The sequence below is a fragment of the Paenibacillus sp. SAFN-054 genome (assembly GCF_051966755.1).
Classification (GTDB): Bacteria; Bacillota; Bacilli; order Paenibacillales; family Paenibacillaceae; genus Paenibacillus_AQ.
Genome location: NZ_JBQCKS010000001.1, coordinates 1,044,251 through 1,065,324 on the forward strand (window position 1 = coordinate 1,044,251; position 21,074 = coordinate 1,065,324).

A 21,074-nucleotide genomic window follows, 5' to 3' on the forward strand; every position below is an offset into this window, starting at 1 on the left:
GATGTCCATTATTCGCTGTTCCTTTCAGCATATGATGACATCATGCGAAATTGCCGTAAAGGAGGAGGACCGCTTGAAGATTCGTAAGGCGATCATTCCGGCTGCAGGTTACGGAACGCGGTTTCTTCCAGCTACCAAAGCCATGCCGAAGGAAATGCTTCCGATTATCGATAAACCTACCATTCAATTTATTATCGAAGAGGCCGCTGGGTCCGGTATCGAAGAAATTCTCATCGTGACTGGCAAAGGAAAGAAGGTTATCGAGGATCATTTTGATTCAGCCTTGGAGCTCGAATATTACCTGGAGCAAAAAGGGAAGTTCGAGGAGCTGCACAAAGTAAGAGAGTTTACAGGCATGGTTGACATTCACTATATCCGCCAATCCGAGCGCAAAGGGCTCGGGCATGCCATCAGCGTCGGTCGGAAATTTATCGGAGATGAGCCATTTGCGGTTCTGCTGGGAGATACATTCTTTGAAGCAGAGCCCCCGGCATTAAAGCAGTTGATCAACGGATTTGATAGGCTTCACACCTCGATTGTAGGCGTGCAAACTGTTGCACCGAATTCGGTGTCCAGCTATGGGATCGTAGATGCCAAGCCGTTGATTGAATCGTTCTCATATGTAAACAAGCTGGTGGAGAAGCCCTCGGCTGAGTCGGCCCCTTCCCGGCTGGCCATGTTAGGCCGCTATATTTTAACGCCAGCAATCTTTGACATTCTGGAGCAGCAACCACCTGGTATCGGGGGAGAAATCCAGCTCACGGATGCTATAAACCAGCTGCTCGCAAAGGAAGCCGTGTACTCGTGTGAAATTAAGGGACGTTGGCATGACGTGGGTGATCCGCTGGGTTATGTCAAGGCCATTCTGGCCATGACGGGCCAACGCGAGAATCTGAAACACAATCTGCAAGACGAAGTCGCTGAGATCCTGGAAAAGCACAAAGATAACTCCAGTTCAGATACTTAACCATTCATCAAATCCTGAGCCGCAGTTTGCGGTAATTTCAGCGGTGTCCTCCAGTTGATTCTAGATTTCATATGTTCCAAATATTTGGGGAGAGGTGAAGGAACGAATGATTGAATTGGCATTGGCTTTTAATGATAAGGATGGAAGCTACACAGAGCATGCCGCCGTAGTTCTGACAACGGTGTTCCGGAATACGGGTTCTCCGGTGAACGTCCACATTCTGCATGACGAAACCCTCACCGAACTAAACCGGAACAGGCTTGCACAGCTGGTCACAGGATTTAATCATACGATTAACTTTTATCCGGTTGCCCTGCCTGTAGAAATGTCGGAAGCCCTGTTGGGTGTAAGTTCCATCGACAAATGGACAACTGGGAGCATGTACCGCTTACTGCTTCCGAGTGTCATTCAGTCGAACAAGGTGATATATCTGGATTGCGATGTTCTGGTGAATATGGATCTGAGAGAACTCTGGGATACAGAGCTGAATGGTTGTTATTTGGGCGCGATCCATGATCAAGGCATTATGGGTGTGGCTGACATCGTCAGAGCACATGGACTGAATCCGGATACGTATTTCAATTCCGGGGTCATCGTATTTGAGCTGAATAATATCCGCCAGTACATGAACTGGTATCCCGAAATGGTGAACTTCCTGCGTAACTTTCCCAGCACGCCGATGCCGGATCAAGATGTATTAAACCATGTATATGGGGGCAACTTCCTCCTGCTCGATGAGCGCTTCAATTCGTTCTACACCGGTGCTGATCAAGATCTGAATCAAAAAATAATCCATTTTGCCGGAGAGGTTAAATGCTGGGATCCACTTTCTCCAGGCTTTACCCTGTACCGCGAAAACCTCAATTATACACCATGGGGTACTCCTCAGACCAAAGCATTAAATAACAGAAATCGCAAAAGAAGGGTGGGCCGACAAGGACGCCACCTTCTGATGAAGCGAAGAACCCGGCGGCTTTCTCCTATCCATTCGGGTATCGCGAGCAGAAGCAGACGGCTGAAATGGAAGAAACCTACTAAAAGACTTCGATCGTTATCGAAGACTGGCACCCACCGTACGCATAGGGACCCTCGCAAAATCAGTGCTGTCCCTGTTCAGAAAAGGACATCATCCGTCCAGCTGCGGTTCAAGAATCGGCGAAATCCTGCTCCATATATTGTCAATAAATAAAATGTCTTAAGTTCTTGGGATCACGAATCCTGAGGGCTTTACATATTTAATATGTCACTTCTAGAGGATAACTCTACGATTCCAGCATTTCCCCCGGCTTCGGATGACGCCAACAGATGAAAACCAAACAGAATGCCATGACCGTCAGGATCATCCCGAGCCAGCGAAATCCCCCAAAGCTGAAATTTCCTCCCATGACAATCCCGATCAACAAGGAAGAGAGAATGGTCCCCAGGTATCTCGATGTATTAAACAAGCCGGATGCAACACCGATGATTTCCTTTGGAGAACTTTGGAATAAGGCTGCTTGCATCCCAACGTTATTTAATCCATTGCCAATACCGAATGCTGCTAATACCAAGCATATGCTGATGAGCGGCGAAGTCTGATTCAATGTCACGATCGATATCGATCCCAGCATCATCAGAATTGCAGACATTAACAAAGCTGGCCGTGGGCCCGATTTATCGATCCACCATCCTGCCAGTGGGGAAACAACCAGCGAGGACAAGCCCAGGCTTAGCATAAGAATCCCTGTTTGAAACTCGCTGACATGCCGTACCAACTGCAGGTAGGACGGAAGCCCAAAAAAGAGCGAGTAAAAAAGGATATTAACGAGCATGAATTGGATATTGACCCATGTCATCGCAGGATATTTGGCGAATGTGCGCACGGGAATGAAGGGTGACCGTGTCTTGAACTCATGTCGTACAAATGCCACAAGCAGCATGAGTCCGATCAAGGCTACCATGATATTGGCGAATGAGATCTGTCCCGATGATTTGGATGAGAGTAATCCAACGAGCAGTGCAATCAGACCTGCTGTGAAGAGAAGAATTCCCGACATATCAATCCAATCCAACCATTTACGAGGGGACCCGCCCGGTGCTCCGGGTGTTGAGGTATCGTCTTTAGGAATCGTCCTCCAAGCCAGTAAAAAGCTGACCACTGCAAACGGAATGTTAACGAGAAAGATCGCTTGCCAATCCCACCAATGGATCAACATCCCGCCAATAAAGGGCCCGATCGCTGCAGCTCCGGACAGAAATATGGACAAAACAGACAGCGCAGTCGCTTGTTTCTCCGTGATATGAACTCTTACAATGGCCATTCCAACGGCAACCATCATGCTAGTCCCGATTGATTGCACCACGCGACACACGATGAGCCATCCGAAGTTTGGTGACAGTGCAGCCCATAATGATGCAGTAAAGGCGACAACTAGCCCTGCAAGAAATATTTTACGGCGGCCGAATAGATCGCTGATCTTACCCATCACAGGTTGTGCGATCGCACTCGCGATGTAAAAAGAAAAAATAATCCAGGATACCGTTGTGAAATCGAGTTGGAACGCATGTTGTACTCTTGGAATCGCAATCGAAACCATTGAGGAGTTTAATGGGTTCAAAAGGATCCCAAGTCCGATCGAAATCATCAGCCACCAGCTGCGCGCTTTCATTATTGATTCCCCCCCAGCATATTCTTGATTTCATCGTACTTGAATTCATTTATTCATTCCAACACATTTCATGTTATCATTTCATGTACTGGAAGGAATGAAAGGAGAGTGGGATCATGGAACTTCTTCAACTGCAATATTTTATTGCTGTAGCCCGTTTGGAGCATGTAACCGAAGCAGCGCGAAGTCTGCATGTGACTCAATCTTCGCTTAGCAAAACGATTCAACGTTTGGAAGAGGATTTGGGAGTCCCTTTATTCGATCGGACAGGAAGGAAGCTGCGATTGAATGATTTCGGTAATCGGTTTCTTCGACGTGCGGAAAAGGCGTTATTTGAATTGGAGCAGGGGAAGCAGGAGCTTCGTGATTTATCCAGCCCGGAACAGGGCACCCTCGAACTGGCCGTGACCACCGCAAGCACGTTACCCGGCATTCTCCGCGAGTTCAGGAAAAAGCGTCCCCATATCCATTTTCATGTGCAAATGCGATCGGTGGAGGAAATGGTTACGCTTCTCTATCGAGGCGAGGTTGATTTCTGCCTGTCCTCACCTCCAATACAAGGGGATGATCTGGAATGTCAAATGGTATTCATCGATCCGATTCTTGTTGCGGTTCCCAAAGGGCATCGGCTGGCAGACCGGAGCTCCGTATCTCTGACAGAACTGAGGGATGAATGGTTTGTCGGTGTAAGAAGAGGCTATGGCACCCGCGACGTGGTGGACTCGATCTGCAAATCGGTTGGGTTTGAACCTCAATATGTGTATGAGGGAGATGAACCAGCAAGACTAAGCACGCTTGTGGAAGCTGGAATCGGCATTGCCTTCATGCCAAGCACGGCAAGAAATGCACGTGAACATATTACATATCTTCAAATTGAGGATCATGAGCTGGTGCGCGAAATCGCCTTAATATGGCACAAGAGCAGGTACATTTCGCAGTCGGCTTTGGAATTTCGTGAGGTTGTTGCCGCATATTTCGAGTCGATATCCAGTCAGACATTTTAAATACATAAAGCAGCGGCAGGCTAGAAGTTGTTCTTAAGTTATCGCTGTTTTTTAGCATCAAATGAACTTTTTAGGCTTTTGCGATCTCTTATCTTTGCAAAGGGGGGAGAACATGAATGTAAAGCGTCTTGTCAAACAAGCCCAAAAAGGCAACAAGGAAGCTTTATTGCAGCTCATTCTAGCCGATCAGGACGCTTATTATCGACTGGCTTATAAGTATATGGGAAACGAGCATGATGCCATGGACGCCATGGAAGATATGATCGTTACGCTTTATGAGAAGCTGGATCAATTGCACAAAGGCGAAGCCTTCTACAGCTGGAGCAAAACAATCCTGGTCAATCGCTGCAAAACGCTGCTCCGGAAAAAGGAGAGGTTTCTTCCGCTGGAAAACGAGGGGAACGATTCACTTGCCGGTTTAACAGATAAGAATCCATACCGCGAGGCCGAATCGGAAATGGACATGCAGGAGCTGTTGTCCCATCTGAATGAGCAGCAGCGTGAAGCGCTCGAACTTCGTTATATCTACGACCTTCCTTATCAGGCGATTGCGGATATGGCTGGTGTGCCGGTCGGCACCATCAAATCAAGAATTTCACAAGGTCTTCGTAAACTGAAAGCCAGGATTGGAGGTGATCGTTATGACAACGATCGAAGAGAGGTTAAAGGAGCACAAGCAAGCCTTGAATAGGATACAAGCTCCGGCCGAACTTGAAGGTAGACTTCGTGATGCCCTTGAGCATGTTCCCGAACGGAAAATAACAGTGAATAAAGGAGTGATATGGATAGCGGCAATCGCTGCAGCCTTATTTCTAATCGTTGGAACCTATCAGTATCCTGCGCTGGCTTATTACGGAGGTAAGCTTCTGAACAGTTCGGAGCTGAATTCACTCAGCTTTGCCGAGATGGCGGAGCATGGATACGGACAAACGATCAATAAGAGCAAAACGCTACCGGATGGCACCGTCATCACGATTAACGGAATTATTTCCGATGAAAATGCACTGTCGCTGTATTACATGGTTGACCGGAAGGAGGGAGTGTTTGATAAGAATGGTTCTTTCCGTTATTACCCTGACAATATTCAGGGATTTTTAACGAATTCAATGATGAAAAGTGGAGGAGGCAACCACAGTAAAGACGAGACTCACTTTGAGGGGGTAGTGCAATATGATCCGGTGAGCCCGTTTTCCAGAACCTTAACCGTTTCGTTCTATACCTTTCTGGATAACGGCAAACGAGCCTCCTATCCGATTCAGTTCAAGTATGAAGCCAATAAGGCCATGAAAAGCATCATCAAGCAAAAGATAGCGAAATCCGTTCCGGTAGATCAGGGTAGGATCTATTATGACTCGATTACAGCTTCGCCAACCTCTACGATCGTGAAAGGACATTATGAAATGGAGGAAGTCCCGAGGTTTAGTGCTGAAACCACGCTTCATGTCAATGGAGCAGAACTGAAAGCATCGATGATGCGAGGGGACTCCAGCTCAGGGAAGTATGGGTTTGAATTGGTATATGATGTGCTGCCGACCGATAAGATTGAGAGTGTTGAATTGGTGCTCGACAGCTTCATTGGATATCAAAAACTGGATACGCCGATTTCTCTTGCCGCACCATCAGACAAGTCCATCAAAATCGGCAATGAAAAGCTATGGATTCGCAGCGTCACCAAAACCGATAAGGGATACGACATCGTGCTTGCGAGAAAACAATTTACGATCTTGAGGAAAGACAATTTATCGGTTCAGGCTGGCGGCAACATCGTTCCTGTTTCTTCGATTTCCACGGCACGCCCCTGGGATTTGAAGAATGGCAACATCCTTTGGGAGCAGACGTATTCGTTTAACACAAAGGATAAACCCGATTTTCTTCTGTTGGACAGTTTCGAATATATCAAATCCTATAAGAAGACTGTCCCTATCCCAATAGAAACTAAAAAATAGCTTCTTACTGTCTATAATAGAGTCCGCCTCGGTCTAGACATGTTGAAAAGGAATGATCGTGAAAGAGCCGGGCAAAGAATTTGCCGCGGCTCTTCGGTTTCTAGTAAAGACGTTCTTCCCCGGTTATGGGGTTTTTAAAAGCCGAACGAACATCGCTGCTGCCGAGTTCCTCGGCTAATTCGGTATCTTTTTCCTTGGAATCCTTGACGTCATTCGGTTTGGCAGTCTGATTCCTTTGCGGCTGAAAGGAGTTCTTGTCCTGTTTCATCTGCTATTGCACCTCCAAGATCGGAATATTCTCGTTTAGGATGCAACGTTCTCCCTGCGACTATGCACGAGGGATGGGTGAAGGAGGATCTACATCTGAAAGGTAAAACAAATAATTTGGTTTTATTTGTTATAATCAGATGGAACATTATCGAATGACTTTACCTAGTCATCAAATTGCGAGGTGTCGGTATGCAGGATTCATTATTCGACCGCATAAAAGGCGGCATATACGGCGTGGCCGTGGGCGACGCGCTTGGCGGAACGACGGAATTTATGAGCACGGGAGAAATCAAAGCGCAATACGGTTATCTGAAGAAGATCATCGGTGGCGGTGTATGGCAGCTCGAACCCGGAGAAGTGACTGACGATACGATGATGACGCTCTGTGTGGCGGAAGGCATACTGGAGAATCCGGCCGAGCCGGTGGAAGCTATCGGGCGCCATTTCCTGGAGTGGTACCGGTCGCGGCCGAAGGATATCGGCAATATTATCCGCCATGTGTTTGGCAAATATGAAGGTGACTGGTTCGAATCCGCTTTTGTGGCTCACATGGATCTGGGCCAAAGCGGCGGGAATGGTTCATTGATGCGGTGCCTTCCTGCAGCGCTCGCCTACAAGGAACCGGATGAGATCGAGCGGGTTACGACCTTGCAGTCCAGAATGACGCATTATGATCCAAGCTGCGCTGAAGCTTGTGTGATCTATAATCGCATCGCTTTTCGGCTGCTGCAAGGAGAGAAGCTAAGGGATGCCATCCGAAGTGAAGTTGCGGGCAGCCAATACGAAGTTCTCACGGATGCTGAACCTGACTGTCCGCCAAGCGGATACGTCGTGCATACATTCCGGTGGGTGCTGCATATTCTGTTTCACGCTTCCGACTTTAGCGGGGTGGTGCAGCACGCGGCTAATCTAGGCAACGATTCGGACACGATCGGAGCCATCGCGGGCGGATTAGCGGGAATTCACTACGGGTATGAAGGGATTCCTGCTGAATATGCGGACTCGATTCTCATTCGGGCCAGACTCGATCGGGTGATTGCACAGCTGTATGCATTAAGGACCGCCTATTCATGAATGAACAAGGGCCAGGAATGACAACCTAAAGAGGTGGTATATATCTCAATTTCCCAGAGGAGGATATCTGTTATGACTCACCAGAAAAGAAGGAAAGAAGCTGCCTGGAAGTCGCGTAAGCAGGAACAGCATCCCCATGGTAAAATCAAGTCGCTTAAGGAATTGTCAGGCGAGTAGGCTTGGAGAGCATACTACTGAATAAAGGCTGCCCGGGTAATGCCGGCAGTCTTCTTTCTTGCATTCGTGTTTGAATTCTCTTGGGGATAGGTTAAATGGAATACGATATATCTTTATCCGGATTCTATCATTATCAGATGCTGAACAAGGAGGGCTGTGTAAATGACAGAGACCTTCGTATCCACCAATAGCACATGCACAGCACAATGCCGGACCGTCGTTTGCTTTATAGCGGGCGTATTGACGTACAGGAATAATTTCGAAGCCGCTGCCAGCGAGATTGTCAAAAGATACCCCGACGCAAAAGTCGTTATAATGTTTCCCTATGGGATGGCAGACGGTTTGACGGGTTCCTCGTTAATCCGTTTACTGACGCGGCAGCTGACACAAGTCGGGTATGACCTGACGCACGAAAAGTCCAGGCGGGTCATAAACGTATCACATAGCCTCCGCGAGCATGGGGAAGGTGCGGATCAGCTCATTCTAATTGGCCATAGTGCAGGCGGCGTGATCGCTTATCGGGCGGGGCTGTATTTAGAGAAGCAATTCGGCTTGCAGCCAGCTCAGGTTGTCGCGGTAGGATGTCCCAAGTTTCATATCAAAGATATTCCTTACAACAACAGATTTACATATATCACCGGTCAGAATCCGGACAGAATCACTCAAATCGGCAGCTGGCGCCGGCCGGGCTCCAGAGTGTATCGCGGAAGGCCGGGTCGCGAAATAACCATGGAATTCAATCCCGTCCATCAGGGATGGCGATTCCATGCCTCTTATTTTCTGAAATCTGCCTGGACGGATTCGAACCAGGTATTCCACACCAATTCGGAAGACCTGATCGCCAAAATTTATGAACTGCATCCGGGAAACCGTTAATCATTTCTAGATCTCATTCCAAGTTCCGTCCAGTTTCTTTGGATAAAGGAATCTTGACCCCGTGCAAAGGATATGCTAAGTTGTGAACATACTTAAGTAGAACGTGAAGGGAGGGATAAAGCGATGTCGGATTTGGAGGTAGTGGATGTTCAAGTGAACCTGTCATCTCAGCGTTGGTTCGGCATGGTTCACTTCATTAACTTTCAGTTACCGGAACTTTATCCCTCTGTATATGTATCAACCTAGCGAATTTGGAGGCAATCGCTTGGTTTATTTCCTATACGGACGGGTTCATGTGAGCGCCGAGAGGCACCGGTTAGACTGGTGCTTCTCGGCGTTTTCTTGGCTTCCGGGTAACGGGCGGACTTTTATGGGTCCCGCTGATACATTACAGGAGGTCGATTAAATGTCACAGATTCAAGTTTCAAACCTAACCTTTGCCTATGAGGGTACTTACGACAACATTTTCGAGAACGTCAATTTTCAGATCGATACCGATTGGAAATTAGGTTTTACCGGCCGGAACGGCAGAGGAAAAACGACTTTTCTGCGTCTGATGCAGGGACAACTGGAATACAGCGGAAGCATATTCGCGAGTGTCGAATTCGAATATTTCCCTTACGAGGTTCAGCATAAGGAGTACCTGACGATAGACGTAGTTGCGGAGGTCTATCCGGATTATCTTCATTGGCAGCTGGTTCGTGAGCTTAACTGGCTGAAGCTGTCCGAAGATGTTCTGTACCGCCCCTTTGACACGTTATCGAACGGTGAGCAGACGAAAGTGCTGCTGGCGGCATTATTCATGAAAGATAACCGTTTTTTGCTGATCGACGAACCGACGAATCATCTCGATATGCATGCGAGAAAGCTGGTCGCCGAATACCTCAATCGAAAGAGCGGCTTTATTCTGATTTCACACGACCGCGCTTTTCTGGATCGCTGCGTTGATCATATACTGTCCATTAACAAAACCAACATCGAAATTCAAAAGGGGAATTTCTCGACATGGTGGGAGAACAAAGAGCGGCAGGACCAATTCGAATTGGCGCAGAATGAAAAATTGAAACGGGATGTTCAACGTTTATCGGAATCAGCCAAACGAACCAGCGGGTGGTCGCATGAAGTTGAAAGCACCAAGAATGGGACAAGAAATTCCGGATCCAAGGTCGACAAAGGCTATATTGGTCATAAAGCAGCCAAAATGATGAAACGCTCGAAGGTGATCGAACAGCGCCAGCAATCCGCCATTGAAGAGAAAAACAAGCTCCTGAAGAATATCGAGACTGCGGAAAGCCTCCAAATTTCCCCGCTTCCTTTTCACAAGGAGTGCCTCGCCGAACTGGATCAGGTTGCGATTTCATACGGGACGGAACCGGTTTGCAGAGGCGTGTCCTTCGAGATTAAACCAGGGGAGCGTATTGCACTATCGGGAGCGAACGGTTCAGGCAAATCCAGCATTATGAAACTGATTTGCGGTGAAGATATCCCATACAGAGGTAGATTCCATAAGGACGCCCAGTTGAAAATATCTTATGTATCCCAGGATACATCCCATCTGCGCGGTGATTTGTCCGAATATGCCAAAAGCCACGGAGTGGATGAAAGCCTGTTTAAGTCGATATTGCGGAAGCTCGATTTTTCAAGGCTTCAATTCGAGAAGGACATTTCGACTTATAGCGGCGGCCAAAAGAAGAAAGTATTGATCGCAAGGAGCCTCAGCGAAAGAGCCCACTTGTACGTATGGGACGAACCGCTAAATTTTGTGGATGTCATATCCCGCATGCAAATTGAAGAGCTGCTGCTGCAATACGCGCCAACGCTTCTGTTCGTAGAGCATGACAGCGAATTTGTGAGCCATGTGGCTACCAAGGTGATTGAGTTATCCAATCTGTAATCCTGTATAAATCTTGTCCATCTTAGGGGCCCTGGCTTTGACAGTGGTTTCGGAAAATGAGAAAATATGGACTTGCAGATGCGCGAGGGGACAACAGTCCCATACCAGATATAAATTAACCAAATTATTGTGGAGGCATATCTAATGAATCAGCGTTTTCGTATAACCAGATCGATGCAGGAAACAAATCCGGAGCCAACCCTTTCTTTGGAAGAGTGCAAGCAATATTTTTCATCCAAATCCGAGTTTGCGTATTCACAGGTTCTTACGGTCAAAGGTCCCGAAAGCACCATGTCCATCGAAGGGGATTTTTTTATATGGAAGCATGGTGGTAACGAATATCCTTTCCGGCTTTATATGGGGGACTTGTATGTCGCGATTTCGAATGAAGCTATCGTACCCCAAATGATTGAAATCGCCACGGATTTGCGGGCGGATGTTGTTGAAGGATAAAGCATGAAAAGGCCAAGTGAATAGGCTGTAGAGTAACATATGGTAAAAGACTGCGTGGAGTACAATCCCGGCAGTCTTCTTTTTTGGACATCTTGATTATTCGAAAAAGGATATGGGCATAAGAGGTGAACATGGAATGAAAAGCGTGGAGGAAATGACTGTCAACAGCAGAGTTGCGATCTGCTTAGCCTACGTTGAGCGAACGCTGGATTATCTCGAAGGAGAATTTCGAGACGGAACATATGATCAGGCATTCGGGAAATTTCGCATGATCCTGCGATTGGGTCATGAGTGGCTGACAGGAAGCCATGTGGATTGGGATGAGATCTACCGGATGTGCAACGATGATGAAGAAGAATATGGATGCTTTGATTTTATCGCGAATGCCGAGGTGACGGAGCGCTACGAAGCGGCTTCGATCATGCTGATTTGGGGCATTTACTACTTTATGTATCAATGTGCTCACCGATCGAATGAGCGATATTTCCCTCAAGATCTTTGGGACGGATCCCTTCCTGAAGATGAAGAGATCAAGATGATTGATTCTCTGCATCATGATGCAGCCGAATACCTGTCGCCAGAGGTTTGTGATGAGCTGCGCCGGTTCGAGATAAAGCACAGAGGTTGAAACTGCTTTACATCATGATTACTTACGGTCGAGTTCCTTGATATGATATACTGTTTATATAATAAACACTTTTTTTGCTGGCCGCGTTTGAACGAAGGAGGAAATGAGATGAGTCATAACGATTTAACGCCGGAAGAGGTTGCCAAAATCCTGCCCGCAGGCGCCGCGCTTGGCTGGGGACTGGCGAAACCGCCGCAGCGAGGCCCCAAGCGCGAGATGAGCATCGATCTAATCGTGGAAAAGGCGATCGAGATCGCGGACAAGGACGGTCTTTCCTCCGTCTCGATGAACCGAATTGCGTCGGAGCTCGGCTTTACGGCCATGTCGCTCTACAGGTACATACCCAGCAAGGATGATCTGCTGATCCTGATGCAGGATGCAGCCTGTAATATTCCTATGCCCGCCGAAAGACCTCCCGAGGAGTGGCGGGAAAGCATGCGCGAATATGTCTTGGGCACGGTCGACGTTTTTCGTAAGCATGCGTGGTATGGCGACATCCCGATTTTAGGAATCCCGATTTTGCCAAACAATCTGCGCATCGTGGATTGGGCACTGCGAGGACTGCGAGACATGCCTTTGAACCATTATGAGAAAATGTCGATCGTACTTCTATTGAGCAGTTATGCCCGCATGTATGGGATGCTTCAGAGGGACTTGGACCGCGCCGTTCAAGCGGGCTCCAGCGAGGAAGAGTTCAGCGGGCTCAATTATACGGCGGCGCTTCGGCATTTAATCAAGCCGGATCAATATCCGGATTTATATCCGCTTGTCATGTCCGGCGCCTATACCGGCGAGAACGAAGACGTCAACACTGTTGGCAGTGATTTGGATTTCGGTCTGGAGCGCATTTTGGACGGAATCGAGCAATTTTTACATCAGAAGAGAATTAAAGGCTCCAAGGCATGATAAATAATCAATAAAGGCTACTTCCCGGTATTCACCGGGGAGTAGCCTTTTCTACTGCTTAAGCATTAGACGGTGCAGTCACGCCGCTGTCCGTTTGCTTGTCGCGGAGCAATATGACCGTGAGGATCGCGGCCAGAACCAGGATAACGCCAGCGACGAGACAGGTAGTATGCATGGAGGTCACAAAAGCTTCCCGGGATGCGTTCATCACCTTGGAAGCCGCTTCCGGCGTCAATTGGCTTGCGGCGCTCGAAGCTCCGGCAATGGTCTGCTCGGCAGCATGAGCCGCTTCCAGTGATAATCCCTTGGGAAGAAGGGGGGAAACCGCGTACCGATATACCGCTGCAAGCACGCATCCCAGCAGAGCGATGCCGAACGAGCCGCCAAGCTCGCTGGAGGTTTCGATTAAGCCTCCGACGGCTCCTGCACGGTCAACGGGAGCGACGCCCACCACGTAATCCGTAACCAGAGTCATGACGGAAACGATACCCGCTGCGATCAACCCGGCTCCCAAGAGCACGACGATGAGCGGTGAAAAGCCCCCCAGACGAACCTGCGTCAGCACCATGAATCCCAATGCAGCGAGCACCAGGCCCGCTGTCATTATGCGCGGTCTGCCGTGGGTTTGTGACAGCTTTGCTGCAATCGGTGCCGCGGCGCCTACGGCTACGGAAGGCAGCACACTCCACAGGGACGCGATGAAAGGAGAATATCCAAGCACCGACTGAAGGAACTGGGTATTCACCAGCGAGCTTGCCATCAGCGTAAACATCGCGATGAAATTAACAAGGATCGAACCGCCGATACGCCGCTCCATGAGCGAGCGCATATCGAGCAATGGGTTAGGGATGCGGAGTTGCCGGCGCACAAACAAGGCTCCCGACAACGTTCCTGCAACAAGGATGACGAACGGAAGCAATGCCCAACCATCTTCGGCGAGCGTCTTCACGCCATAGGTAAGAGGAAGGACTGAAGTCAGAACCAGGATGGAGCTAAGCACATCGATCGGGCTTCGCGTTCCGCTGCGTGATTCGGGCAGAAGGAAAGGAGCGACAAGGAGCAGAAGCAGCATCGCCGGGACATTGATGAGGAATACCGACCCCCAGGAGAAGGATTCGAGAAGAAGACCGCCGATGATGGGACCGAGAGTCACACCGCCTGCCATTACGGCGCTCCAAATCGACATGGCTTTCGTGCGCTGCGCCGGATCTTGAAACATAACGCGAATGAGGGCAAGGGAAGACGGCATTAAGGTTGATCCTGCGATGCCCAGTATTCCCCGAGCGACAATCAAGGCCTCGGCCGTTTGGGCGTATGCCGCGAACAGAGAACATAGGGCGAATCCGACTGAGCCGATGATCATCAGGCGCTTGCGGCCAATCCGATCGCCGATCGCTCCCATCGTCAACAGCATACCGGCTAGAATGAAGCCGTAGACGTCGAAAATCCATAATTGCTGCGTGGCATTCGGCTTGAGGTCCGCTGCAATATCGGGAGCGGCGAAGAACAGGACAGCGACGTCCATCGATACAAACATTAACGGCAGACATAAAATGCTAAGCGCGATCCATTCTTTGTGTCCTGCACGTTTTGCCGCTTGCGGCGGGTTAACCTTCTTCATGGAACCATCTCCTTACTGTATATTATATAAACAGTTATTTTAATAAACAGTATATGTTATATACAATAAATGGTCAACATTAAATTTGGTTTTTTCCTCCTGAAATTGAATGAAAACACAAATACCTCCTTCCGTAAGTGGAAGAAGGCATTTGTAGCCGCTATCAACGGCATCCGCAGGTATGCAGCGCTTAGCCAAGTCCAGTGGATGTCTCTGGTGAACAGCGCAGCTCCTGGATATCCAACATGGGCGGCCGGCCATACATACGGGCATATTCCCGGCTGAATTGGGATGGGCTCTCGTAGCCTACACGGAAAGCAGCGTCGGAAGCTGGCAACGTTTCCGTTAGCATTAAGCGCCGCGCTTCTTGTAAACGCACCGTCTTCTGGTATTGGATCGGACTCATCGCAGTAACGCGTTTGAAATGTTTGTGAAATGCCGACGTGCTCATGTTAACCGTCTTTGCAAGATCCTCGACCACGAGCGGATGATCATATTGGCGGTTAATCCATTGAATGGCTTGAGCGATATTATGCGCATGGCTGCCAATGACCGCGAATTGATGGATCAAGGCACCTTGTTTGCATTGAAGTACATGATACAGAATTTCGCGGATAACGAGCGGCGCAAGAACGGGCACGTCTTCCGGAACATCCAGCAGCTGCAAAAGCCGCACAATCGCTTCGAGCAGGGGGAGCGTTGTTTGGTTCACCGTAATGCCTCGACTGCCTTCCTCTGGGGCGGCAGGAGGATGCGTCATCATTTTTACGATATCCAGAATGACATCGGCTTCGAAGCTAAGTTTGAGGCTTAGATACGGACAATCAGGCGAAGCCTCGATAATTCTGCCGGCGATCGGCAATTCGACAGAGGTCACCAGATAATTTGCAGGGTCGTAGCGGTAGATTTCGTCGGCCAGCGTGGCAGTTTTTGCTCCTTGTGCCACGACGCATATGGAGGGCTGGTACACGGATTCCAAAGGTTCTGAGCATTCTGTGGCATGCATTAGCCTCAAAGAAGGCACTGATGTCGGATGCGTGCCGGGCGAAGGAGCATGGTGACGTATTAATTCCGACAATTGCTTCATAACTTGTTCTGTACGCAGGGATTCGTTCATATTCATATTCCTTTCGGGAAAATGGGGATGTCGTACAAATTATCTTTATCATAGCTTTACCGAAGAGAATTAGGCAAGGATCGAAGAGTTCTATTCTAACGCCCAACAACCCGCATTCCTTATAATCAAATTATAAATTCACAGGGACGTTTCGGGAAACCATTCGACCTGAAAAACAGTGAAGGAGTGCATGAGAATGAGTTGGATTGGAAAAGTTGCTATCGTCACGGGGGCTTCACGAGGAATCGGCCGGGAAATCGCTATCGAATTGGCACGATCCGGCGTGAAGGTGGTCGTCAATTTTTCATCGAATAAGGGGCATGCGGAGGAAGTCGTCAAAACGATCGAGCAATCCGGCGGTGAAGCGGCTGCCATTGGAGCTGACGTAAGCAAAGTAAGTGAAGTTGAAGCGCTGTTCACGAAGACGCTCGAGCGATTTGGACGATTGGACATCCTGGTCAATAATGCCGGAATAATGGAAACCAAAGCGATCGCCGACGTAAGCGAGGAGATGTTCGATCGTCATTTTGCTGTCAATGTAAAAGGTACGTATTTCGCTTGCCAGCAGGCGATGAAGCATATGGAACAGGGTGGAACCATCGTAAACTTTTCAACGTCCGTCTCTGGCGCAATGCTCCCGGCATATAGCGTCTATGCCGCAACGAAAGGGGCAGTCGAACAACTGACAAGACAATTGGCTAAGGAATTTGCATCCAAGGGCATCATTATTAATTGCATCGCTCCCGGGCAAGTGTCAACCGAGTTGTTCTTGAACGGCAAATCAGAGGATTTGATTGACTCCTATCGCCGTATGAACGCTTTCGGAAGACTGGGCGAACCAGAGGACATCGCGAATGCTGTTGCGCTGCTCGTCAGTGACAAAGCCCGCTGGATAACGGGACAAACGATCCGCGTGAATGGCGGGTTCAACTGACGTCTGCCCCGTCAAACGGTTTTCGATCGCCTAGGATGGTATAAGAGTGGAGTTTCATAGTGGAACAAAGAGAATGGAGACAGCCAATCATCGGTTGTCTCATTTTGCCGTTGGAGGACAGCAATCATCACCGATCATACGTTGCCCTCATGCGGCGGGTGGATATATCCAACATCATACCGATTTTGATAAAATGGAGTTATCCGAACAAGAGGGAGTGAATCGAAGTGGATCACAAAGCAAAGAAAATATTAATGCAGACATTTTGGAGCTCGAACGGCTGGAAAAGCAGTCCAGCTCCCTTCGCGGGGGAAGAGTTTGAGTACGCGAAAAGTCAGGGAGTCATGTTCGATCCGCTCACGATTCAGCATGATGAGCTGATCCGGAGACTGTACGAGCTGCATCAGCGCATACCGAGGAAACGGATTGCAGCCGCATTTTTGCAAAGCCTGTCTACACGCAAGGTACATATTCGCAGCGCGTTGTCGAGTTGGGCGTTAACGAACGGCATGCAGCTGCATACCTATGGTCAGCTAAGCATCACGAGTCCGTGTTATAGCCGCTGTGGTGACTGCGAGCATCACAAGCTGCAGTCCGATCGTGACTATGTTCAATCAGAGCTGAACGTGTTGAACTTCGAACGCATGAAATGGGGCGGAGTACGGCTTAATGAGCTGCTCTACTGTTGGCTTGACCTTGAATTGTTTAGCCGGGAGGAGGATGCCATCGTGGACGTGCAGGATGTCGTTATTCTTCAAAATATGCTGCAAGCGGTCGAAGCTTGTGCAGAACAGGACGGTCCGCGCAAGCTGGAGAAGCGCTGGAAGGATCTCCTGCCTTCAAGCAAGCATGAGCGGGACGTGATCATGGAGATATGGGGATACGCAGGGATTCTGACAGCAAAGGATACACCACGCACGCGGCGGGGTGGAAACGATGATTTCAACTCGATGGCTTTGTGGCAGGGGAGCGACGGATACTCCCGGGAAGCAGTGGAGTTCTACTTTGGGGATTTTTTGTAAAGCCCTGCCTATAGATATATTCGTTCATGGAATTCAGTGTTTCCATGAAAGCTGCTTCTACGTCTAACGGCTACCCTAAAGGAGATGTCAATGACCAATGAACAGGGCACGTGTACGTTATGAGAAATTCAGTCAAAAAGATATTGCGATGGCAAGAGAAATGCTAAGTGAAGACATCGAAGGCGGGGAAGAGATCCTTCAAGTGCTTATCCAAGAACCGGGATTATTTAGAGCCGCGTTTGCTGGGGGTAAGCTGGTTGCGCTAGCCCAAGTAAATGAGCCCGTACCCCAATCTTATTTGAATATCTTTGTAAGTCCGCAGTTTCGCAGGCAAGGCATCGGTTCTGCCATGGTACGACATTTTGAAACTGAGCTGCTGGCGGGCGGAACCGAGAAAATCAGGAGTTCCCATCGCGCCGGCCATCCTTCATCCAATTCATTTGCGCGTAAACTCGGATACGATCCATACTTTTTATCGGCTTCCATGCAGCGAACCGGGGATCCGTTTCCACTGGAAGTGCTTCCTGTGAGGCGGTACACGGACGAAGACTATCCTGCAAGCCAGTCTCTGTATGCCAGAGCATTTCATGACATGCGGGTCCGTGTCGGGAGTTTTCCGGATTCCGTGATTGCTGAGCCAAGCGAAAAAGAGAGAATATCCTGGTCTGCGGATGCAGATACCCGCTTTGTTTATGAATTCAAGGGGGAGGTTGTCGCCTATAGCCATCTGTCTGGTAATGTACTCAGCAGCATTTCAGTCCATCCAGATTTTCAGGGGCTTGGGATCGGAAGAAAGTTTGTTATGTATTTATGTAATGAAATCTATAGGCGCGGCTTCTCAAAAGTTGAACTTAGCTGCGTTGTCGGCAATGATGCCAGGAAATTATACGACAGCCTTGGCTTTACGGAAAAGTACGTTACGCAATATATACGGAAAACGCTATAAAGTCTATTGCATGACCGAAGCATGATTGCCAGAAAGAAAGTAAATCTTTCCCCGTTGGGCGAGTTTAATTTCTTCATAATAATCGGATATCAAAAAGTTCGCAGGGATTGGGCAGCAGCTTAGCGAATATGGTTCCCTAATATGGAACTTAATTCTAAATAAAAGATCGGAAGGATGTTGCTCCTTATGATTGAATCGAATCAGGAATATATCGTGATCTCCGCTGCCAGGGAAAACAATCTTCAAAACGTATCCCTGCGCATTCCCAAGCGGAAGATTACGATTTTTACCGGGGTATCGGGATCGGGTAAGTCATCGATCGTCTTTGATACGATTGCCGCTGAGTCCACCCGCTTATTGAATGAAAACTTCAGCATGTTTGTCCGCACGTTCCTTCCCAAATATCCGCAGCCGGATGCGGATGCGATTGAGAACCTGAGCATGGCTGTTATCGTGGATCAGAAGCGTTTGGGAGGCGGCTCCCATTCCACGATGGGCACGATTACCGATATTTCTCCGATCCTCCGTCTACTCTTTTCCCGATTGGGACAGCCCTATGTTGGAGGAGCGAACATGTTCTCTTTTAATGATCCACAGGGCATGTGTCCGGAGTGCAACGGTATCGGTCGCAGCTTATGCGTCGACATGAGCAAAGCGGTAGACATGTCCAAGTCGCTTAATGAAGGAGCCATTATGCTGCCGGGCTACTCGGTGAACGGCTGGGAATGGAACATGCTTGTACAATCCGGATCCTTTGATCCGGACCGTAAGCTCTGCGATTATTCAACTGAAGACTTGGATCTGCTCCTATATGGCAAGGCCCGGAAGGTGAAGATGGATTTTGCCGGGAAAGCAACGAATATTACTGTTGAGGGCGTCATTGAGAAATTCAACAACAAATACATCAAACAGGACGTGAAGACGAAGTCCGAACGCACGCAGCAATCTGTTGCGCCGTACATATCCGAGGGGCCCTGCACAAGCTGTCACGGCGCGAGACTTAGTCAGGCCGCGCTTGGCTGCCGAATCAATGGACATAACATAGCGGAACTGTCTTCGATGGAAGTCGGAACACTGATCCGGGCCATCCATGAAATTGACGATGCCGCGGCTGCGCCGATGGTAAAGTCGCTGACGGAGCGGCTGCAGCATCTGGTGGACATCGGGCTAGACTATTTGACGCTGGATCGTGAAACAGATACGCTGTCCGGCGGCGAATCTCAGCGCGTCAAAATGGTCAAGCACCTCAGCGGCAGTCTGGTCGATGTCACTTACATCTTTGATGAGCCGAGTGTTGGCTTGCATCCTCGGGACGTACACCGGTTAAATGAATTACTTCAAAAACTCCGCGACAAGGGCAACACCGTGCTTGTCGTCGAACATGATCCCGATGTAATCAAGGTGGCGGATCATATCGTGGACGTAGGCCCTTATGCCGGCAGCCGCGGTGGAACCATCGTATATGAAGGAACTTTCCCAGGCCTGCTGGAATCAGGGACATTGACAGGCACTCATATGAAGCGCCCTCTGCAGCTAAAGAGTGACTGCAGGCAGCCTTCCGGTAAACTATCCATCAAGAATGCTAATCTGCATAATCTGCAGAACGTGAGCGTGGACATTCCAACCGGCGTACTGACAGTCGTTACCGGAGTAGCTGGCTCGGGCAAGAGCACGCTCATTAATGACGTATTTCTTAGCCAGCATCCGGATGCGATTGTCATCGACCAATCAGCGATAGGGGTGTCGACGCGTTCGAATCCCGCGACCTACACGGGCATAATGGACGATGTACGCAAGGCATTTGCTTCCGCGAACAAAGTGAGCCCGGGCTTGTTCAGCTTCAACTCCAAGGGAGCTTGCGAGAATTGCCAAGGTCTTGGCGTTGTTTATACGGATCTTTCGTTTCTGGAAAGCGTGAAGCTGCCTTGCGAAGAATGCGGAGGCAGGCGTTTCAAGGAAGAGGTGCTCGCATACAAGTTGAACGGCAAGTCGATTGCCGAAGTGCTGGAAATGACAGTCGAGCAGGCACTGGATTTTTTCCGGATCAAAGAGGTTGGGCGCAAGCTTCAGGCCATGAGCGATGTCGGACTGAATTATATTACGCTGGGCCAGCCGCTGAGTACGCTCTCGGGCGGAGAATGCCAGCGCATCAAGCTGGCAAGCGAGCTTCATAAGAAGGGCAGTATCTACGTGATGGACGAGCCGACGACCGGTCTGCATATGTCGGATATCGGCCACCTTTTGAAGATCATGAATCGACTCGTGGATACAGGGAATACGGTGATCATCATCGAGCACAATCTCGAGGTGATCAGCCAAGCCGATTGGATCATCGATATGGGACCCGACGGGGGCAGCAAAGGCGGCGAGGTCGTTTTCGAGGGAACACCCCGGCAGATCATCCAAGCAGAACAATCGATCACCGGAAGCTATTTGAAGTAAGCATCAATGCCTTTTCATGGGGGAAATCTATTTACTCATCATAGATTGAATTGAAAGTGAGGGCGGCTCAAACGTCATGAAGGCGGAGCGCCCTCATTTTTATGTCTTTCTTCTGGGTTTCTTGTCCTAATCAATCAATGCCTAAAGCA

General features: G+C 49.0%; 20 protein-coding genes. 16 read left to right on the plus strand and 4 right to left on the minus strand.

The genetic code is table 11. The features are described from left to right. Positions 1-73: 73 nt before the first annotated feature. On the plus strand, positions 74-967 hold the full coding sequence (galU, locus tag ACTHPM_RS04900; RefSeq protein WP_440394068.1) for a UTP--glucose-1-phosphate uridylyltransferase GalU: 894 nt from the start codon (positions 74-76) through the stop codon (positions 965-967). A gap of 106 nt (positions 968-1,073) precedes the next feature. Next, on the plus strand, positions 1,074-2,156 hold the full coding sequence (locus ACTHPM_RS04905) for a glycosyltransferase family 8 protein (RefSeq protein WP_440394069.1): 1,083 nt from the start codon (positions 1,074-1,076) through the stop codon (positions 2,154-2,156). A gap of 73 nt (positions 2,157-2,229) precedes the next feature. Here the strand turns inward: ACTHPM_RS04905 and ACTHPM_RS04910 are convergent, their stop codons facing one another. Further along, positions 2,230-3,615, minus strand: a complete 1,386-nt coding sequence (locus ACTHPM_RS04910) for an MFS transporter (protein ID WP_440394070.1) — start codon at positions 3,613-3,615, stop codon at positions 2,230-2,232. A gap of 116 nt (positions 3,616-3,731) precedes the next feature. Here ACTHPM_RS04910 and ACTHPM_RS04915 point away from each other — a divergent pair, with 116 nt between their 5' ends. The 3 genes from ACTHPM_RS04915 to ACTHPM_RS04925 all read left to right on the plus strand — a co-directional run bounded on the left by ACTHPM_RS04915 (position 3,732) and on the right by ACTHPM_RS04925 (position 6,565). After that, complete coding sequence (locus ACTHPM_RS04915; protein WP_440394071.1) at positions 3,732-4,619, plus strand: LysR family transcriptional regulator; 888 nt, start codon at positions 3,732-3,734, stop codon at positions 4,617-4,619. 112 nt (positions 4,620-4,731) lie between these two features. Next, positions 4,732-5,310, plus strand: a complete 579-nt coding sequence (locus tag ACTHPM_RS04920; protein ID WP_440394072.1) for an RNA polymerase sigma factor — start codon at positions 4,732-4,734, stop codon at positions 5,308-5,310. Continuing rightward, positions 5,261-6,565, plus strand: coding sequence for a DUF4179 domain-containing protein (locus ACTHPM_RS04925; RefSeq protein WP_440394073.1), 1,305 nt, complete (start codon positions 5,261-5,263; stop codon positions 6,563-6,565). The genes ACTHPM_RS04920 and ACTHPM_RS04925 overlap by 50 nt, the downstream gene beginning before the upstream one ends. A gap of 100 nt (positions 6,566-6,665) precedes the next feature. Here the strand turns inward: ACTHPM_RS04925 and ACTHPM_RS04930 are convergent, their stop codons facing one another. Beyond that, positions 6,666-6,833 (minus strand): hypothetical protein, encoded by a 168-nt coding sequence (locus ACTHPM_RS04930; RefSeq protein ID WP_440394074.1) that lies wholly within the window; start codon positions 6,831-6,833, stop codon positions 6,666-6,668. 191 nt (positions 6,834-7,024) lie between these two features. Between ACTHPM_RS04930 and ACTHPM_RS04935 the strand changes: the two genes are divergently transcribed. The 7 genes from ACTHPM_RS04935 (at position 7,025) to ACTHPM_RS04965 (ending at position 12,843) form a co-directional block, all read left to right on the plus strand. Continuing rightward, positions 7,025-7,909: an ADP-ribosylglycohydrolase family protein gene (locus tag ACTHPM_RS04935; protein ID WP_440394075.1), complete on the plus strand. Its 885-nt coding sequence runs from the start codon at positions 7,025-7,027 to the stop codon at positions 7,907-7,909. A 72-nt stretch (positions 7,910-7,981) separates the two neighbouring features. Further along, positions 7,982-8,086 (plus strand): DUF6254 family protein, encoded by a 105-nt coding sequence (locus ACTHPM_RS04940; RefSeq protein ID WP_440394076.1) that lies wholly within the window; start codon positions 7,982-7,984, stop codon positions 8,084-8,086. 162 nt (positions 8,087-8,248) lie between these two features. Beyond that, a complete protein-coding gene (locus tag ACTHPM_RS04945; RefSeq protein ID WP_440394077.1) occupies positions 8,249-8,962 on the plus strand; it encodes a thioesterase domain-containing protein in 714 nt (237 codons plus the stop codon). A gap of 406 nt (positions 8,963-9,368) precedes the next feature. Further along, positions 9,369-10,856, plus strand: coding sequence for an Lsa family ABC-F type ribosomal protection protein (locus ACTHPM_RS04950; protein WP_440394078.1), 1,488 nt, complete (start codon positions 9,369-9,371; stop codon positions 10,854-10,856). A gap of 144 nt (positions 10,857-11,000) precedes the next feature. Next, complete coding sequence (locus ACTHPM_RS04955; RefSeq protein ID WP_440394079.1) at positions 11,001-11,309, plus strand: hypothetical protein; 309 nt, start codon at positions 11,001-11,003, stop codon at positions 11,307-11,309. A gap of 136 nt (positions 11,310-11,445) precedes the next feature. Beyond that, positions 11,446-11,937: an Imm6 family immunity protein gene (locus ACTHPM_RS04960; protein ID WP_440394080.1), complete on the plus strand. Its 492-nt coding sequence runs from the start codon at positions 11,446-11,448 to the stop codon at positions 11,935-11,937. A gap of 108 nt (positions 11,938-12,045) precedes the next feature. Then, positions 12,046-12,843: a TetR/AcrR family transcriptional regulator gene (locus ACTHPM_RS04965; protein ID WP_440394081.1), complete on the plus strand. Its 798-nt coding sequence runs from the start codon at positions 12,046-12,048 to the stop codon at positions 12,841-12,843. 58 nt (positions 12,844-12,901) lie between these two features. Here ACTHPM_RS04965 and ACTHPM_RS04970 read toward each other — a convergent pair whose 3' ends face one another. Together ACTHPM_RS04970 and ACTHPM_RS04975 are read right to left on the minus strand one after the other, a co-directional pair. Continuing rightward, positions 12,902-14,464: an MFS transporter gene (locus tag ACTHPM_RS04970; RefSeq protein WP_440394082.1), complete on the minus strand. Its 1,563-nt coding sequence runs from the start codon at positions 14,462-14,464 to the stop codon at positions 12,902-12,904. 190 nt (positions 14,465-14,654) lie between these two features. Further along, complete coding sequence (locus tag ACTHPM_RS04975) at positions 14,655-15,587, minus strand: AraC family transcriptional regulator N-terminal domain-containing protein (RefSeq protein ID WP_440394083.1); 933 nt, start codon at positions 15,585-15,587, stop codon at positions 14,655-14,657. 190 nt (positions 15,588-15,777) lie between these two features. Here ACTHPM_RS04975 and ACTHPM_RS04980 point away from each other — a divergent pair, with 190 nt between their 5' ends. The 4 genes from ACTHPM_RS04980 (at position 15,778) to ACTHPM_RS04995 (ending at position 20,925) form a co-directional block, all read left to right on the plus strand. Next, positions 15,778-16,515, plus strand: a complete 738-nt coding sequence (locus tag ACTHPM_RS04980) for an SDR family oxidoreductase (protein WP_440394084.1) — start codon at positions 15,778-15,780, stop codon at positions 16,513-16,515. A 227-nt stretch (positions 16,516-16,742) separates the two neighbouring features. After that, positions 16,743-17,537 carry a hypothetical protein gene (locus tag ACTHPM_RS04985; RefSeq protein ID WP_440394085.1) on the plus strand — a complete coding sequence of 265 codons (795 nt, stop codon included), beginning with the start codon at positions 16,743-16,745 and terminating at the stop codon, positions 17,535-17,537. Between the two features lie 97 nt (positions 17,538-17,634). Continuing rightward, positions 17,635-18,483, plus strand: a complete 849-nt coding sequence (locus ACTHPM_RS04990; RefSeq protein WP_440394086.1) for a GNAT family N-acetyltransferase — start codon at positions 17,635-17,637, stop codon at positions 18,481-18,483. 186 nt (positions 18,484-18,669) lie between these two features. After that, a complete protein-coding gene (locus tag ACTHPM_RS04995; protein WP_440394087.1) occupies positions 18,670-20,925 on the plus strand; it encodes an ATP-binding cassette domain-containing protein in 2,256 nt (751 codons plus the stop codon). Positions 20,926-21,074 lie beyond the last annotated feature (149 nt).